Source organism: Paenibacillus sp. MT86, from assembly GCF_058792535.1.
Genome location: NZ_CM179499.1, coordinates 6,726,529 through 6,742,530, shown reverse-complemented (window position 1 = coordinate 6,742,530; position 16,002 = coordinate 6,726,529). Strand labels below are relative to the sequence as shown.

The following is a 16,002-nucleotide window of genomic DNA, read 5'->3' as shown; positions in this document are numbered from 1 at the left end:
AGTTGCAGGGTAATCGGGATGGGTCCGTCATTTTTACGCAACCCATTTTTATGATATGTCTATAGGAGTGCATGTTTTTTCATGTGCGGGATAAGAGGTGTCTTCACCTTCCCGTATTTGAACGTGTATTCGAGTAGGCATTTCCAGGAACGGTGGACGGTAAGGTCCCGTTTCGGTTACCCAGCACAGGCAGCTCGTTGCCTGTGCTTTTTTTGTTGTGATAACGGCCTATTACGATATCAATGAAATATGGAAGGGATGAATTCCTTATGACAATAGCAAAGCCCAATGACGATTATACGCTAGTGATCCAAGAGATGCTGGAGATAGCCGGTAAGCACGGGGTGGATTTGAGTCCCGAAGGCATTGAGATGAATGAATCCGGGATGGACTTTCTCGTTGGATTTGCGGAGGAGGCCAAGACCGGGGCAAGGTGGATCCTGCGTAAGCCGAGAAGAACGGATGTGCTGGACAGGGCGGATAATGAGGCGCGGGTCCTGAAGCTGATCCAATCCCATCTGCCGGTCGACGTGCCGGATTGGCGCATATATACGCCGGAGCTCATCGCCTACCCGCTGCTCGGCGGGCAGCCTGCCGCTTCCGTCAGCATGGAAGGATATGCATTTAATATGGATGCCGAGAATCCGGGTGAGCCGTTCGTTCACTCCCTGGCTGAGGCACTGGTCGCCCTGCACGGAATCGACCACGATGCAGCCCGAGCCGCAGGCCTGCGGGTAAAAAGCCCCCAAGAAGTTCGCGAGGAGACTGCCCGAAACATGGACGACATCAAGGACCGCCTAGGCGTTTCCGAAACGCTCTGGGAGAGGTGGCAGAAGTGGCTGGGAGACGATTCTTACTGGCCAACGCATTCCGCGCTGATCCACGGAGATCTTCATCCGCCGCATATCCTGATTGATGAGCGCGTGCGGGTTACCGGGCTGCTGGATTGGACGGAGTCGGAGGTAGCCAGTCCCGCCAAAGATTTCGTGCTGTATTACGCCATATTCGGCGAGCCTAATCTTCGTGTCCTGTTGGATCGGTATGAACAAGCGGGAGGAAAGGTATGGCCGCGCATGTTCGACCATATTGTCGAGCAGCATGCGGCTTATCCCGTGCTGATCGCCCAGTTCGCGCTCCTTACGGGTCAGGAAGAATATATGACGATGGCGCGGAATGCGCTGGGCTTGACGGAGCAAGCTGGTTCGAATTAACAGGACGGGGATGGGCGAGGTGCCCGATCCGATCCACCCTGATTCCGCAGAAATTAAGGAGCCAACCGACGCATACATTCGGTTGGCTCTTTGCATGATATAAATAACAGAATTCAACATAATTTTGGATGAGCCGTAGGACATATAATGAAATCGTGGTGAAATAAGGAGTAGGTTTAACGTATTTAACTCCATTTCGTAACGCAATTTACATACCTGTAAACCTCTTGGAAGAGTAAATATGTTATCCTAGACATACTAAACTTACATACATCATTCATTAAGGAGGGATTGACCGTGAATATTGAGGTACGTTTATGCCCGAAGGAACAGTCATTTATTCTGCATAACATATATCCGCTGTACTTGCATGACATTGCTGAGATATGGGGGGTCCGTCCTAACCGGTTCGGTGTATTTGAAAAAGAGGATGTGCCGACCTTAAGCGAGCAGAGCAAGCAGCTCGATGTGTGGTGGGAGCAGCCGTCGGTTCTTTTTCCTTATCTGATATCCGTAGATGGCATTGCGGCAGGGTTGGCCCTGGTGGCGACCACGCCCTACATTCCATCGCCGAATATCCAGTACTACTTGAATGATTTTTTTGTGCTTCGGACTTTTCGAAGACAAGGTGTAGCCCAACGAGCGGCTGAGCTTGTGTTCGATCAGTTCCAAGGCGCATGGGAGCTTCAGACGAATCCGACCGAGCGCAATATGAGCACCCAGATTTTTTGGCGCAAAACGTTAAACACGTACACGGGCGGACGGTATACGGAGCATGATGGCGTCCATCCGGAGAAGGGGGATATGCTGGTCTTCCGTTTTAATAACAAATAAGACGGGGACTTAAGCATCCTAGTTGGAATAGGGCTTGACAGCCGGATGATGCCGGGATAAACTGAGTTAAATTTTTCGAAAAATGCTTGGATGAGGACGCCAAGATCGCAAAGGATGCTGAATCAGAGAACTGCTGGGCGGTGCGAAGCAGTCAGCGGCGATGAATTGGCCATCACCTCGGAGCAGATCCGCCGATTTATGTTGAGGCGTATCCGGGTTTACCCAGCCGTTACCATGGGGCATCATTGATGGATGATGACAAGAGTGCGTGCCCGGCTAGCCGGCACGAATCAGGGTGGTAACGCGGAGACAAGGCTCCGTCCCTACAGGGGACGGGGCTTTTTTGTGTTCTCTGGGATGCCGGAGACGCCAAAAGGCGGCGGGGCCGTGCCGATCGGTCCACCACTTGGGTCGGCAGGGAAAGATCATGGGAAGAGGAGAGGGATGAATCATGTTAACGAAGCTGATGCCACAGGACGAGGCGCTGTGCCGGGAAGAATTTATTCGGGATGAGGTATCGTACAACCTGATCCATCTCATTGCGGGGTCGCCGCAGCGCATAGGCCTGAAATCGCCGGACGGACGCATGATCTATGCGCAGTCGCCCCGCGGGAACGCCTGGTTATGGATATCCCGGGACGTTGCCATGGATCGGCGGCAGCTTCTGCTTCGAGAATTGGTCAGCGAGCTGGGGGAAGCAGCCCTGCCGGGCGTAACGGGAGAACCGGGCGTGGCCGAGCAGTTCGCCAGCTGCTACGCAGAGGAGCGCCATGGGGCCTACCGTCATCAGATGACGATGGAGTCTTACCATGCCCCCGCCGTCAAGAGCCCTTTAGGCGTCGAGGGGAGGTTCAGACGGGCCGCTAAGGAAGATATGCAGCAGGTGGCCCGGTTTCTGGTCGGATTCTCGGAGGATGCTTATGGGGTCCGAGCGAATGCGGCAAGCCAGGTCGAGACCGCCCAACGACTCATTCAGCAGGGCGGGTTATATGTATGGATGGCCGGCGGCCACACGGTGTCGATGGCCAACATTGCGCACCGGTCGCCAAGGCACGGCCGCATCAATGCGGTGTACACACCCAAGGAGGAACGAAAAAAAGGGTATGCCAGCGCATTGGTTGCAGACCTTGGATCTATCCTGCTGCAGGAAGGATTGGTTCCCGTGCTGTACGCCGACCAGGCCAACCCGGACTCCAACCGGCTGTATCAACATATCGGATTTACCCGATGCGGGACGATTAGCGACCTCAAGTTTGTCCACAATGGATAACGAAGACCCGATGCGGCAAGGCTTGGACAAAGCTGGGGAAGACGAGGGGCCTCAACAAGTGTTATTCTATAAAGGTAGCTAAAAAATGCCGGGCCCGATTGGACAGGACATGATCCCTGAGCCAAACAATGCCCACGTCCGATTGGAAATCAGCGCTTGTAATGGACAGCGTCCGGATGTCGGGAATCGCGAAGGAGGACATGACCGACTCGGGCAAAATGGTGGCGCCAATGCCTTCGGCTACCAAAGCGACGATAATGGCAACGCTGGAGCATTCGCATATGACGCGCGGCTCAAGCTCGCCGCGTTTGAATTCTTGAATGACCCGCTCATGCATCCCGATCGTCTGATCGGTTTTTAAGGACAGGAACGGATATTCCGCCAGCTCGCGCATCGAGATTTCCGAATGGGAGGCAATGCTCTCCCAGCTGCTTGGAATGACCGCGACGAACGGGTCGGAGGGCAGGGGCTGAACGGCATAACGCTCGGGCCCGAAGCTGGATTCGAACGGAAGCCGGGTCACTGCGAGCTCGATATTACGCTTGTCGAGCTGATCGGCCAGCAGGGAGTGGTCGCCTTCCCGAATCTTGAAGGTGACCTCGGGATATTGCTGCCGGAAGATATGGATGCGCTGAGGCAGGAGCGAAATGCAGGAGACGACGGCACCGATGGAGAGCATGCCGCGGACTCCCGCGTGGATCTCTTTCACCTCGGTCAGCGTTTCATTGAACTGGTTCAGCAGGGAGGCGGCCCTGCTCTGCAGCAGCTCGCCTGCATGGGTGAGCTGAAGCTGCTTGCCGCTGCGTTCAAACAGCAGGACGCCGAGTTCTTCCTCCATCAGCTTCAGCTGACGGCTTAATGGAGGCTGCTCCATGTTAAGCTGTTTAGCCGCACGCGTGATCTGTCCTTCCTGGGCGATCGTCAGGAAATAACGCAGCTGCCGAATGTCCATTTTTCATACCTCCTCTCCATACCTTAAAGGTATGGTATCCCTATAAATCAGATATTTTTAATATAGGGCATCGATTGATATGATTCAACTAATAACGTTTGCAAAATAAGGAGATGTGTGCACATGACTTACGCGATATCCGTGGAATTAACGACCACCCCGAAGGAGAAGCCGAGCCATCATAAACAGGCTTTCGGCACGGTTTTTACGGATCATATGTTTATTCTGGACTATGATGCTGGCAAAGGCTGGCACGACCCGCGCGTCGTCCCGTACCAGCCGATCGAGCTTGACCCTGCCGCCAAAGTATTTCACTACGGCCAGACCGTATTCGAAGGCCTGAAGGCTTACCTGACGGAAGATCAGCGGATCCTCATGTTCCGTCCGAACAAAAATATTCAGCGGCTGAACCTGTCCAACCAGCGCCTGAGCATTCCGACATTGGACGAAGGGCTTGTGATGGAAGCGCTCAAGCAGCTCGTGCTCGTGGATCGCGACTGGATTCCTTCCGAGCCGGGCACATCGCTCTATATCCGTCCGTTTGTCATCGCAACCGAGCCCGTGCTCGGCGTAGCGCCGTCGCTGCAATACAAGTTCATGATCATCCTGTCGGTGGTCGGTTCGTATTATGCGGAAGGCATCAATCCGGTCAGCATCTACGTGGAGCCGAAATACGTGCGTGCCGTTGCCGGGGGCGTGGGCAATGCCAAGACGGCCGGCAACTATGCGGCAGGTTTGAAAGCGCAGGATGAAGCCACCCTCAAGGGATATTCGCAGGTGCTGTGGCTCGATGGCGTGCACCGCAAATATATCGAGGAAGTCGGCAGCATGAACGTGTTCTTCAAGATCGGCGATAAGGTGATAACGCCTGCGCTGAACGGAAGCATCCTGGATGGGGTTACCCGGAACTCCGTCATCCAGCTGCTGCAGCATTGGAACATCCCCGTGGAGGAGCGGGCCCTTTCCATCGATGAAATCGTGGAGGCTCACCGCAGCGGCTTGTTGACCGAGGCTTTCGGCACCGGCACGGCAGCGGTGATATCGCCGATCGGTTCACTGGAATGGCAGGAGGAGCAATTGGTGATTGGCGAGGGAGCGACCGGCGAGCTTTCCAAACGCGTTTATGATGCCATCACGGGCATCCAGCTCGGAACCGTTGAGGATCCGTTCGGCTGGACGGTTGAACTTCCATTATCTTAATGCACCTGTAAGGATCCGCCCCAGGCATACTTGGGGGCGGGTCCTTTTTTTTTCACGGGCAAGAATAAGGTTTCCGTGGTTTACCTTCTATCTCGCCGCAGCTTGCGGTTTAATCATCTGAGCGTAAACGTCGCTCCATGTTTTTCTTAAGAGAGGCGCTCATGTTACGATGTGAGTACATCGTTGACACGTTATTTACGAGGCATGGAGGTGCAATTGAAGTGAATCGTCCGCAAAGCGTCGTTCCGGACGCCATAGATTTTACGAACGCTGCCTTTCCGTTTACCGCGTCGACCACGCACGGCATATTCGCCGGAGCCCAGCGCCTGCATTGGCATCATGCGTTGGAACTTAACTATATTCAAGGCGGAACCGGTTTTATTCTGATCAACGGGATGAAGCTCCCGTTTCGGCAGGGGGATATCATATTCATCAACAGCAATGATTTGCACCGCGCGTATGAGACCGAGAACCTGGTCATGGACGTCATTATGTTCGAGCCTTCCCTGCTGTCCATCGATCTCAAGTTCGATCCGGACCTGATGGCTCCCTTCCGCTCGCTCGGAAACGTAGACAGGCAATCTCCGGTGCACGATGAACTCGCCCGGCTGCTTCGGCGCATGATGGAGGAGTATGAAGCCCGGGGGACCTCTTATATGAGCCTGATCCGTTCGGATCTCATTCGTTTCCTGAGCTTGGCGAACCGTCATCTGTCGTCTCCGGCTCAGGAGCACAGGCCGATCAAGGGCAGGGGGATGCACGCGTTAAAAGAAGTCCTGCGCACGATGGAGCTTCATCTTGACTACGGCTGGACGCTGCAGGAGCTGTCGGATTTAACGCATCTGAGCCCTTCCCGGTTCAGCGCCCTGTTCCAGCAGGCGGTCGGAACCTCACCGCATCATTATCTGATCCAGCTGCGCTTGACCCATGCGGTGCACCTGCTGGAGACGACGGACCAGAAGATTATCGAGATCGCGGAAACCTGCGGGTTCCGGAATCTGTCCAATTTCAATCGTTTGTTCAAGCAGCATGTCGGGTCTTCGCCAAGCGAGATCCGGGAGCGCGCTTATGCAGGCAGTCCCATGATCCCCTCCGCCACGAGTTCCAAGAAACAGTAAGATAGTATCACTCCTTGATCGTATAACAGTAGATGGCAACCTGTGGAAGCGGTATCTTAAACATATACCACCACATGACGCCGCCGTTAGGCGGGTAGGAGTGAAGTCCATGAGTTTGTATCTGGGTGTGGATGCCGGCGGCAGCAAAACACACGCCGTCATCTGCGATGAACAAGGGAATATCCTTGGCAAGGGAGCGTCCGGCAACGGCAATCACCAAATTCACCGTGAGCATGCGGCCCATAACATTGAGGAGGCCTGCAACCGGGCGCTTCAAGAGGCTGGAGCTGCCAAGGAAGATATCAGCTATGCCTATTTCGGCCTGGCCGGAGCCGATCGGGAAGCCGATTACGAGATCCTGCGCCCGATGATCGGGGCGCTCGGATATCCGAGACATGCTATCGCATGCGATACCATCATCGGGATGAGGGCGGGAACGAGCCGTCCGTATGGCGCCGCATTGATCTGCGGTACGGGCTTCAACAGCGCCGCCCGTAACCGTGCGGGGGAAGAGCTGCAGTATGGCGGCTTCGGTTTCTTGTACGGAGATGGATATGCAGGCGGATCAGGGTTTGCAACCCTGGCCTTCCGGGCGGTTATTCGAGCCTGGGATGAGCGGGGACCGGCAACCTTGTTGACGTCGCTCGTTCTGGAGCAGATGGGATATACATCCGTCGAACCGATGTACGAGGATGTCCTCTACGGCAGGACGAAGGTTCCGCCAAGTCTGGTGAAGACGCTGTTTCAGGCGGCTGAAGCGGGCGACGAGGTGGCTACCTGGATCCTCGAGAACGAAGGCGAGGAGCTGGCCAATGCGGTATGCACGCTGATCCGGCGGCTGGACATGGCGGACGAAGCCTTCGACATCGTCTATATCGGCAGCGTGCTGAACAGGCCGAACAGCTCGATCCTGACGGATGCAATCGAACGGATCGTTGCGGTCCGGGCACCCCATGCATCCTGCGCAAGGCTAACATCCGACCCGGTTTCCGGCGCGCTGCTGTGCGCGATGGATGCCGACGGTCATGCCGTTGATGTTGAGACGGAGGCCAAACTGAAAGCATTTACGTTTGAGCAGGCAACCACAGTCTGATCAGCAGATTGTGGTAATAGAGGGCAATAGATCCGGATCGAAACGGATTGATATCATACCTTGGAGGCGATTAACGTGGCAGCAGGATTGAAGATAGCGGTCATCGGGGGAGGTTCCTCCTATACCCCGGAAATTGTAGAAGGTTTCATTCGCAATTATGAGCAAATGCCGATTCGCGAACTATGGTTCGTTGATATTGAAGAAGGTAAGCATAAGCTGGAGATCGTGGGCAATTTGGCCAAACGCATGGTCAAGGAGTCGGGTCTGCCGATCGAGGTTCACCTGACGCTGGATCGGAGGCAGGCGATTGCGGGTGCCGATTTCGTGACGACCCAGATGCGCGTCGGCTTACTGGCGGCACGCAAGCAGGATGAGCATATTCCGATTAAACACGGCGTCATCGGCCAGGAGACGACGGGCCCGGGAGGCATGCTGAAGGCGCTGCGCACGGTACCGGTGATTCTGGACATTTGCCGCGATATCGAAGAGCTGGCACCGAATGCGTGGATGCTGAACTTCACGAATCCGGCAGGCATCGTCACCGAAGCGGTTGCGAAGCACAGCAAGGTCAAATCCGTCGGTCTGTGCAACTCCCCGATTAACTTTCAGAAGTTCCTGGCGGCGGAGTACGGCGTGTCGGAGAGGGACGTTCTGGCCGAGTTTGTCGGGATCAACCATCTCCATTGGGTGACGTCGGCGATCGTCAACGGTGAAGAGAAAATGCCGGAGCTGCTGGACGGCGGGAAATCGTATACGGCGAAGAACGTGCCGACCTTCGGCTGGGACGCGGATTTTATCCGTTCGCTTGGGGCGATTCCGACCTATTATCTTAAATATTTCTACATGACCGATACGATGTTCGCGGACATGAAAGCCTCGCTGGAGAAGGACGGAACCCGGGCGGACGTGGTCAGCCGGGTAGAGGAGGAGCTGTTCGAGCTCTACAAGGACGAGAATTTGGCCGTGAAGCCGAAGCAGCTGGAGCAGCGCGGCGGCGCATATTATTCCGAAGCGGCCGTCAACCTGATGACGTCCATTTATAATGACCGCCATGATATCCAGACATTGAATGTCGCAAACGGCAATATCTACGACTTCCTGCCTACGGATGCCAGCATCGAGATCAACTGCGTGGTTACGGGCCAAGGGCCAATACCGTTGGCGCCGCAAAAGGTTCCTTCCCATGTGAAGGGACTGATGCATGCGGTGAAAGTGTACGAACAATTGACGATCGAAGCTGCCATTACCGGCGATCGCGGGATTGCGCTGCAGGCGCTGGTGCATCATCCGCTGGTGCCGTCCGTGACCGTAGCGAAGCAGCTGCTCGATGAAATGCTGGAGGCGAACAAAAAGTACTTGCCGGCTTTTTTTAAGCCGGAGGCCGTGGTCTAAGGCGGAATGAAATCAAACGTGCGGTTATAGAGCTATGCAAACCCCTCTTCGTATTGAAGAGGGGTTTTATTGAAATCATCAGAAAGTATAACTTCGAAGCTTGTGGCTTCCTGATATATTATAGGAGTCCTGAACTCATGAATGACATTACTTTTCGGTTTGGACCTTCATTCTTGTCACATCTCGATGCCCTCGCCCGTCATACCCGTATAAAACGAAAAAGGGATGATGACGGATGCTACAATATGACGTTGCCGTTGTAGGTGGAGGCGTAGCGGGTTTAACAGCAGCAATCTATGCGGCTAGAGCCGGAAAGCAAACGATACTCGTTGAAAAGCAGGAACGTTTGGGGGGGCGGGCCATGACCCATAAGAAGAAGGGAGCCTACTTCAATCTGGGCGGGCATGCCTTATATCATGGAGATGCCCTTCTAACCTTTCGCGAATTAGGGCTCCAATTGCCGGGGGGTCGACCTTCGGTTGACGGGTACGGTATTTGGAAAGGGAAACTAAGTCCGTTACCCATGGGCGTGAAATCTCTATTCACCACCCCTCTATTATCCTGGAGGGGCAAGATGGAGCTCGGTGCTTGGCTTGCGAAATTAGGTAAACTGGATACGCAGGTGTACGACAAGATGAGTGTGCGCGAATGGATTGAAGGCAACGTGCAGGATCCCATGGTACGAAATTTATTCTATTCGCTATTGCGTACGGCGAGTTATGTGGTAGCCCCTGACCTGCAGGCGGCCGGTCCCGTACTGCAGCAGCTTAAGCACGCGCTGAAGGGGGTATTGTATCTGGATCGGGGCTGGGGGGCCATGGTCGATGAATTAAAACAAAAGGCTCTGGAGCAGGGAGTTCAAATCGTAACGAAGAATAAAGTCATTTCGGTTGATCATCACGAGGGAAAGGTACGGCACGTCCTTTGCGGCGATGGCATGAAAATAGAAGCCAATCATATTATTCTTGCCACGCCTCCAGCTGTCGCCCACGAACTGGTGCCCCATGCAGAAGAAACCGCTCTGCATACGTGGAAGGAGCAGGCGGTCGAAGTGACAGCGGCTTGCTTGGATGTAGCCCTGCGTCGTCTTCCGGAGCCGAAGCAGCAGTTTGTGTACGGCCTCGATCAAACCGTGTTTCTCTCGAATCAATCCCGAGCGGCTTACCTGAGCGAAGACGGCGCGCAAGTCATAACCTTGCTTAAGTATCAGGGCAAGGAGAAGGATGCAAGAAGGGATCTGCAGGAGTTAGAAGAAACCTTAGACTTGGTGCAGCCGGGTTGGCGCAACGAGCTCGTTGAGAAACAATACCTTCCTAACATCACGGTTTGCCATGATTTTATGCATCTGAAACGCCAGGAGAACCCGGGTCCAGCCGTCCCTGAAATCATCGGGTTGTATGTAGCGGGAGAATGGGCAGCGCATGGCGAACTCTTGGTTGATGCTGCAACTGCAAGCGCCAAGCGGGCCGTACAGCATATACTCTCGCTTGAAAGTGAGGAAAGGACCCCGAATGAGCACAGAGTCATTGTATAAAAGCTATCGATCCGCTCTTTTCTCGTTAGCTTACCGGATGCTGGGAAGTGTGATGGATGCGGAAGATATCGTGCAGGAGGCCTTCATCAGCTATAACCAATTGCCCCATCCGGAGGACATTCGCAATGAGAGAGCGTTTCTGTACAAAATCGTAACGAATCGCTGCTTGGATTTGCTGCGCTCTTCTGCCAAAAAGCGCGAGCTGTACGTCGGTCCCTGGCTGCCGGAACCCCTGATCGAGAATATGGCGTCAGAGACGGACCCTTCTCTTATCGTAGAGCAGCAAGAGTCCATTTCTACAGCATACCTGCTGCTGCTTCAGCAGCTTAACGCGGTGGAAAGAGCCGTTTTTCTTCTCCGCGAGATTTTCCATTATTCCTATGACGAAATTGCTGAAATCCTGGGAAAAAGCAGTGCAAATTGCCGTCAAATCTTCCGCCGTGCCAAGGGCAGCATTCATTTTGATCCTGATCAGAGACCATCGATCTCGGTGGCGGAGGCGCAGATCAAGGATTTTGTGGATTCCCTTTTACAGGGAAACACGAATAAGCTGCTGGAGCTGTTAAGCGAAAATGTCGTGCTCTACTCGGACGGCGGCGGTAAAGTCAGAGCGGCGCAAATACCTGTGGTTGGAGTCCATAAAGTGATCCAATTGCATCTGAACCTGCTTAAAATGTATGAAGGACAATATGTGTACTCTTATCTTACCGTCAATGGTCTGCCGGGAATACGGATCCGGTTGGATCACGGTGTCCAATTTATTTATTCTTTTGCTTTTAAAAACAATCGAATCGAGACGATGTATACCGTGGCAAATCCGGATAAACTCAGACATATACAGTTGCCGTGATACAAAAAGCAGGGCTGATTTAAGATCATAGAATCTTAGTCGGCCCTGCTGCTGTATAAGGCTGAGGAATTCTCAGGAGATACGCCTCGCAGAGTCACTCCAGCATTTCATCTGCTTACGCATCATGGTCCAGCCAGTCAAGCTTATGACTGACAGGCTGCTGCTCTGCAGCATAGTACTCCGTTATACGCCTGAATATGCCATGAAGCCGCCGTCCACGGGAATTACCGTTCCCGTGACGAAGCCGGAGGTCTGATCGTCCACGAGCCAGAGCAGGGTGCCCAGCAGATCCTCCGGCACGCCGAAACGCCTCATGGGGGTATGGGAGATGATTTTATGAGAGCGCTCGGTTAATGTACCGTCGCTATGAGTCAGCAAATTGCGGTTTTGCTCGGTCAGGAAGAAGCCCGGCGCAATCGCGTTCACGCGAATGCCCGATTCCGCAAGATGAACGGACAGCCACTGCGTGAAGTTGTTGATGGCCGCTTTGGCTGCGCTGTAAGCCGGTACCTTGGTCATCGGGCTGGGTGCGCTCATGGACGAGACATTCAGCACGACGGCCCCGGGACGCCCCAGCATCCCTTCCGCGAAGACTTGCGTCGGTATCAGCGTGCCGATGAAGTTCAAATCGAACACGCTGCGGAAGCCCGGCACGCTTAACCCGAAGAAGGTTGTCACATCGGGCTGCCCCACATCCTCCGGACGGAAAATCTCGTTGGTTGTATTCGCGTCTTTCCGGTTGCCGCCGGCTCCGTTAATCAGGATATCGCAGGGTCCGAAAGACTCGCGCACAGCTTTTTCCGCTTGCCTGACGCTTTCCACATCCGTTACATCGCAGGGAACGGCAATCGCCGTACCGCCGGCAGCCGTAATTTCATCGGCCACCTGCTGCCCTTTCTCGGCCGTACGGTTCAAGACGGCCACCTTGGCACCTTGCCGCCCCAGCTCAAGAGCCATCGCCCGGCACAATACGCCGGAGCCGCCCGTAATGACAACCGTCTTCCCGTTTAATGACGGATGAATGGGAAGGGATGGTGTCGCTTGCGGTGCGGATTCAACAGAAGCTCCGCTTGATCCGGCTTCGGATGTACCTGCTGCATGGATATTTACCTCACTCATTGTACGGCCTCCTTCAGCTCGGCCGGACTTCCCGCGCGTTCCCGGCTGTAAGCGTCCCACAGCCCCCAGAGATACATAATGCCCAAGGCGCGGTCATACAGGCCGTAACCCGGACGGCACTGCTCGCCCCAGATATGCCGCCCGTGATCGGGCCTTACGTATCCGGTGAAACCGTTGTCATGATAGGCCTGCACAATGCCGGAAATATCGACGGTGCCGTCCTCGGTACGATGGGACGTTTCGATGAAATCGCCGTTCTCGTAGACGCGTACGTTCCGGATATGCGCGAACGGAATCCGGTCGTGGAACTCATGGATCATGGAGACGATGTCATTGTCCGGATTGGCGCCAAGCGAGCCGCTGCACAGGGTCAGGCTGTTCGCCGGGCTATCGTACAGCTGCAGGAATCTCCGGAGATTTTCCTGGCTGGTGATGACCCGCGGCAGGCCGAAGATCGGCCAAGGCGGATCATCCGGGTGAATGGCCATTCGGATGCCGTTCTTCTCGGCAGCCGGGATGACGGCGCTCAAGAAATATTCGAGGTTGCTCCACAAGTCTTCCTCGGTAACGCCGCGGTACGCTTCGAACAGGGAGGTCAGATGCGCCAAACGCTCCGGCTCCCAGCCCGGCATGGTAAGCGCGCTGTTCCGGTTGATCGTCTGAACCAGCTCCATCGGATCGATGCCGTGGATTTTGGCCTTCTCGAAGAAGAGGGCCGTCGAACCATCGGGGGTCTGTTTATGAAGATCGGTTCTAGCCCAATCGAACACCGGCATGAAATTGTAGCAGATGACTTTGACGCCGACCTGGCCCAATTTCTCAATCGTCCGGATGTAGTTGGCTATGTATTGATCCCGGGAGGGAAGGCCGAGTTTGATGTCCTCGTGCACATTCACGCTTTCCACGACGTCAATATGAAGCCCGTACGCTTTGGCCTGGTCCGCAATTTCCTCAATTCGCTCCATCGGCCATTCCTCGCCGACAGGAATATCGTGAAGTGCCCATACGATGCCCTCCACGCCGGGGATTTGTCTAATCTGATCCAGCGAGACCGTATCGTTGCCCTCGCCGAACCATCTGAATACCATGCGCATTTCTTCACCGTCCTTTACAAGTTTAAGGAGTTAACGCACTGCTGGGAATTTTGCAGTTACGAGTGTAACGCCAAGATGAAGCCGTGACGAATAAGGGTCTTTCGCGGGTAACGGCTTATTTGAAATAATCGGGATGCTTCTCTTTCAGCACGGCCAGATTGGAGATAATCAGGCTCAGATGCTGCTGCATTTCACGTTCGGCATGATCGGCGTCATGACGCGAAATCGCGTCCGCGATCTCCCGATGCTGCTCGTACAGGTTGGTCCAATTCGGATCGGCAGACAGCCATAACATTCGGCTCCGGTTCAGATGAGCGTTCATCTGCTGCAGCACGTTCCATGTGCCGACCTTGCGGCAGCCTTCAAACAGAATACGGTGGAAGGCCTCATCCAGCTCAAACATGTGCTTGCCGTCATGCTTCTCGATGCTCTCGCGCTGCTCGGACAGATTTCGCTCCAGCTCGGCGAATTTCTCCCCGGGGAAGCTTTCGCAGGCAAGCCGGACGACGGCCTTCTCCAGCTGCTCGCGCATGAAGCGCGCTTCCTCGACCAGCTCCGAATCGATGAGCGAGACGCGCGTGCCGCGCTGGGGAAGCACGACCACAAGGTCTTCCTGGGCCAGGCGGACGAAGCTTTCCCGCACCGGCGTCCGGCTGACTTCGAAGGAAAGGGAAACCTCCTTCTCGGACAGAGCCGTTCCCGGGGGCAGCTCGAGACTGACAATCTGCTGCTTCAGCCGGGAGTACACGATATGTCCGGCCGATCCTGGCTGTAATCGCAAAGATTCTACCACTGCATCACCTCCTAATGTATTCCATACTACCATACTTGTATGGTAGTATGGAACTGAAAATCGAAATAAGAATCGGAGGGGAACCACATGAGCCGTTTGGACACGGAGAATCTGCTGCTGAACAGCAACAGCGCGAAGAAACTTTATTATGATTATGCGGAAGGGATGCCGATATTCGATTACCACAACCATCTGAACCCGAAGGATATTGCCATCAACCGGCAGTTCGATAACCTGACGGAGCTATGGCTGGAGGGGGACCATTACAAATGGAGGGCGATGCGCTGGCTTGGCGTCGACGAAGAGCTGATTACAGGCAGCGCCAGTCCTGAAGCGAAGTTCATGGCCTGGGCGGCATGCGTTCCGCGATTGGTCGGCAATCCGCTCTATCACTGGACCCATCTGGAGCTGACCCGCTATTTCGGGATTCAAGAGCGGTTGACCGCGGAGAATGCCAAGGAGATCTGGGACGCTTGCAATGAGCAGCTGAAGGCTCATGCCTTGCGGGCAGGCGGAATTTTGGAAAAATTCAAGGTCAACGTGGCCTGCACGACGGATGATCCCGTCGATTCGCTGGAGTTTCACCGGGCCATTCGGGATCAAGGGGAATTGTCCACCGTCGTGGCCCCTGCATTTCGGCCGGACCGGGCACTGGATATCGCGAACGCGGACTTTCCCTCATATGCACGGACGCTGGGAACAACGGCCGGTATAACCGTGGACACCTATCAGGGATTGCTGGATGCCCTGCAGGAGCGGATCCAATATTTCCATGACCATGGCTGCCGCCTGTCGGATCACGGCTTTGGCGCTTTTCCTTATGAACAGGCAGACGTTAAAGAAGTTGCGGACATTTACGGCAAAGCCATCGACGGAGGCAGCTTAACCCCGCTCGAGGAACGGAAATACCGCACCCATACCCTGCTCAAGCTGGGGGAGATGTATCATGCCAAGGGCTGGACCATGCAGCTGCACATTGGGGCGATTCGGAACAATAATGCGCGCATGTTCGCGAAGATCGGCAAGGACAGCGGGTATGACTCGATTCTCGATTTCCATCTGGCGGAAAGCCTGAACGGATTCCTGAGCAGTCTCGACAGGAATGATCAGCTGCCGAAAACCATTGTGTACAGCCTGTATTCCTCGCATTACGAAATGATCGCTACCACGATCGGGAATTTCCAGTCGGCCGGTGTCGAGGGCAAGCTTCAGCTCGGTTCCGCTTGGTGGTTCCACGACCAGAAGGAAGGGATGCTGAAGCAGCTCACCGCGCTGTCTTCCATGGGGTTGATCAGCACCTTTGTGGGCATGCTGACCGATTCCAGGAGCTTTATGTCGTTCCCGCGGCATGAATATTTTCGGAGAGTGCTGTGCCGTCTGTTCGGAGATTGGATCAAGGAAGGGGAACTGCCCGCGGATTATGAATATATCGGTGCCATCATCCAGGATATTTGCTACCACAATGCCGAGCGTTATTTTCAAATTCATTGACAATTGCGTACAGAGCATGAACAATAGATTTACTATATGAAAGCGTTTGCT

14 protein-coding genes are annotated in these 16,002 nt (G+C 54.6%); 10 read left to right on the top strand and 4 right to left on the bottom strand.

What is annotated here, in order from left to right; genetic code table 11:
- The first annotated feature begins 269 nt into the window (after window positions 1-269).
- From mphI to AC3RCL_RS30705, 3 genes are all read left to right on the top strand, one after another.
- Window positions 270-1,211, top strand: a complete 942-nt coding sequence (gene mphI / locus AC3RCL_RS30715; RefSeq protein WP_492533737.1) for a macrolide 2'-phosphotransferase MphI — start codon at window positions 270-272, stop codon at window positions 1,209-1,211.
- Window positions 1,212-1,508: 297 nt separating this feature from the next.
- The gene (locus AC3RCL_RS30710) at window positions 1,509-2,045 is read left to right on the top strand and encodes a GNAT family N-acetyltransferase (RefSeq protein WP_015737925.1); all 537 of its coding nucleotides are present in this window, start codon (window positions 1,509-1,511) and stop codon (window positions 2,043-2,045) included.
- Between the two features lie 451 nt (window positions 2,046-2,496).
- The gene (locus AC3RCL_RS30705; RefSeq protein WP_492533735.1) at window positions 2,497-3,315 is read left to right on the top strand and encodes a GNAT family N-acetyltransferase; all 819 of its coding nucleotides are present in this window, start codon (window positions 2,497-2,499) and stop codon (window positions 3,313-3,315) included.
- A 61-nt stretch (window positions 3,316-3,376) separates the two neighbouring features.
- On the opposite strand, the gene AC3RCL_RS30700 is transcribed toward AC3RCL_RS30705, so the two are convergent.
- Window positions 3,377-4,267 (bottom strand): LysR family transcriptional regulator, encoded by an 891-nt coding sequence (locus AC3RCL_RS30700; RefSeq protein ID WP_015737923.1) that lies wholly within the window; start codon window positions 4,265-4,267, stop codon window positions 3,377-3,379.
- A gap of 123 nt (window positions 4,268-4,390) precedes the next feature.
- Between AC3RCL_RS30700 and AC3RCL_RS30695 the strand changes: the two genes are divergently transcribed.
- From AC3RCL_RS30695 to AC3RCL_RS30670, 6 genes are all read left to right on the top strand, one after another.
- Complete coding sequence (locus AC3RCL_RS30695; RefSeq protein ID WP_015737922.1) at window positions 4,391-5,467, top strand: branched-chain amino acid aminotransferase; 1,077 nt, start codon at window positions 4,391-4,393, stop codon at window positions 5,465-5,467.
- A gap of 221 nt (window positions 5,468-5,688) precedes the next feature.
- Entirely contained in the window at window positions 5,689-6,585 is an 897-nt protein-coding gene (locus tag AC3RCL_RS30690) for an AraC family transcriptional regulator (RefSeq protein ID WP_096775722.1), read from the top strand.
- A 109-nt stretch (window positions 6,586-6,694) separates the two neighbouring features.
- Entirely contained in the window at window positions 6,695-7,678 is a 984-nt protein-coding gene (locus AC3RCL_RS30685; protein WP_492533732.1) for an N-acetylglucosamine kinase, read from the top strand.
- A gap of 75 nt (window positions 7,679-7,753) precedes the next feature.
- A complete protein-coding gene (locus AC3RCL_RS30680; RefSeq protein WP_492533730.1) occupies window positions 7,754-9,070 on the top strand; it encodes a 6-phospho-beta-glucosidase in 1,317 nt (438 codons plus the stop codon).
- Between the two features lie 235 nt (window positions 9,071-9,305).
- The gene (locus tag AC3RCL_RS30675; RefSeq protein WP_492533728.1) at window positions 9,306-10,604 is read left to right on the top strand and encodes a phytoene desaturase family protein; all 1,299 of its coding nucleotides are present in this window, start codon (window positions 9,306-9,308) and stop codon (window positions 10,602-10,604) included.
- Complete coding sequence (locus AC3RCL_RS30670; protein ID WP_213580748.1) at window positions 10,582-11,454, top strand: RNA polymerase sigma-70 factor; 873 nt, start codon at window positions 10,582-10,584, stop codon at window positions 11,452-11,454. The genes AC3RCL_RS30675 and AC3RCL_RS30670 overlap by 23 nt, the downstream gene beginning before the upstream one ends.
- A 183-nt stretch (window positions 11,455-11,637) precedes the next feature.
- Here AC3RCL_RS30670 and AC3RCL_RS30665 read toward each other — a convergent pair whose 3' ends face one another.
- The 3 genes from AC3RCL_RS30665 to AC3RCL_RS30655 all read right to left on the bottom strand — a co-directional run bounded on the left by AC3RCL_RS30665 (window position 11,638) and on the right by AC3RCL_RS30655 (window position 14,460).
- Window positions 11,638-12,573, bottom strand: a complete 936-nt coding sequence (locus AC3RCL_RS30665; protein ID WP_096775727.1) for an SDR family oxidoreductase — start codon at window positions 12,571-12,573, stop codon at window positions 11,638-11,640.
- Window positions 12,570-13,667 (bottom strand): mannonate dehydratase, encoded by a 1,098-nt coding sequence (gene uxuA, locus AC3RCL_RS30660; RefSeq protein WP_015737917.1) that lies wholly within the window; start codon window positions 13,665-13,667, stop codon window positions 12,570-12,572. Before uxuA ends, AC3RCL_RS30665 begins: the two co-directional genes overlap by 4 nt.
- A 115-nt stretch (window positions 13,668-13,782) precedes the next feature.
- Window positions 13,783-14,460: a GntR family transcriptional regulator gene (locus AC3RCL_RS30655; protein WP_192570293.1), complete on the bottom strand. Its 678-nt coding sequence runs from the start codon at window positions 14,458-14,460 to the stop codon at window positions 13,783-13,785.
- An 87-nt stretch (window positions 14,461-14,547) separates the two neighbouring features.
- Between AC3RCL_RS30655 and uxaC the strand changes: the two genes are divergently transcribed.
- Window positions 14,548-15,951, top strand: coding sequence for a glucuronate isomerase (gene uxaC / locus AC3RCL_RS30650; protein WP_492533724.1), 1,404 nt, complete (start codon window positions 14,548-14,550; stop codon window positions 15,949-15,951).
- Window positions 15,952-16,002: the final 51 nt, after the last annotated feature.

Excerpts from the sequence above, each read along its gene's own strand:
- mphI (WP_492533737.1), top strand. The coding sequence starts at position 270 with ATGACAATAGCAAAGCCCAATGACGATTATACGCTAGTGATCCAAGAG.
- AC3RCL_RS30705 (WP_492533735.1), top strand. The coding sequence starts at position 2,497 with ATGTTAACGAAGCTGATGCCACAGGACGAGGCGCTGTGCCGGGAAGAA.
- AC3RCL_RS30700 (WP_015737923.1), bottom strand. The coding sequence starts at position 4,267 with ATGGACATTCGGCAGCTGCGTTATTTCCTGACGATCGCCCAGGAAGGA.
- AC3RCL_RS30695 (WP_015737922.1), top strand. The coding sequence starts at position 4,391 with ATGACTTACGCGATATCCGTGGAATTAACGACCACCCCGAAGGAGAAG.
- AC3RCL_RS30685 (WP_492533732.1), top strand. The coding sequence starts at position 6,695 with ATGAGTTTGTATCTGGGTGTGGATGCCGGCGGCAGCAAAACACACGCC.
- AC3RCL_RS30675 (WP_492533728.1), top strand. The coding sequence starts at position 9,306 with ATGCTACAATATGACGTTGCCGTTGTAGGTGGAGGCGTAGCGGGTTTA.
- AC3RCL_RS30670 (WP_213580748.1), top strand. The coding sequence starts at position 10,582 with ATGAGCACAGAGTCATTGTATAAAAGCTATCGATCCGCTCTTTTCTCG.
- AC3RCL_RS30665 (WP_096775727.1), bottom strand. The coding sequence starts at position 12,573 with ATGAGTGAGGTAAATATCCATGCAGCAGGTACATCCGAAGCCGGATCA.
- uxuA (WP_015737917.1), bottom strand. The coding sequence starts at position 13,667 with ATGCGCATGGTATTCAGATGGTTCGGCGAGGGCAACGATACGGTCTCG.
- uxaC (WP_492533724.1), top strand. The coding sequence starts at position 14,548 with ATGAGCCGTTTGGACACGGAGAATCTGCTGCTGAACAGCAACAGCGCG.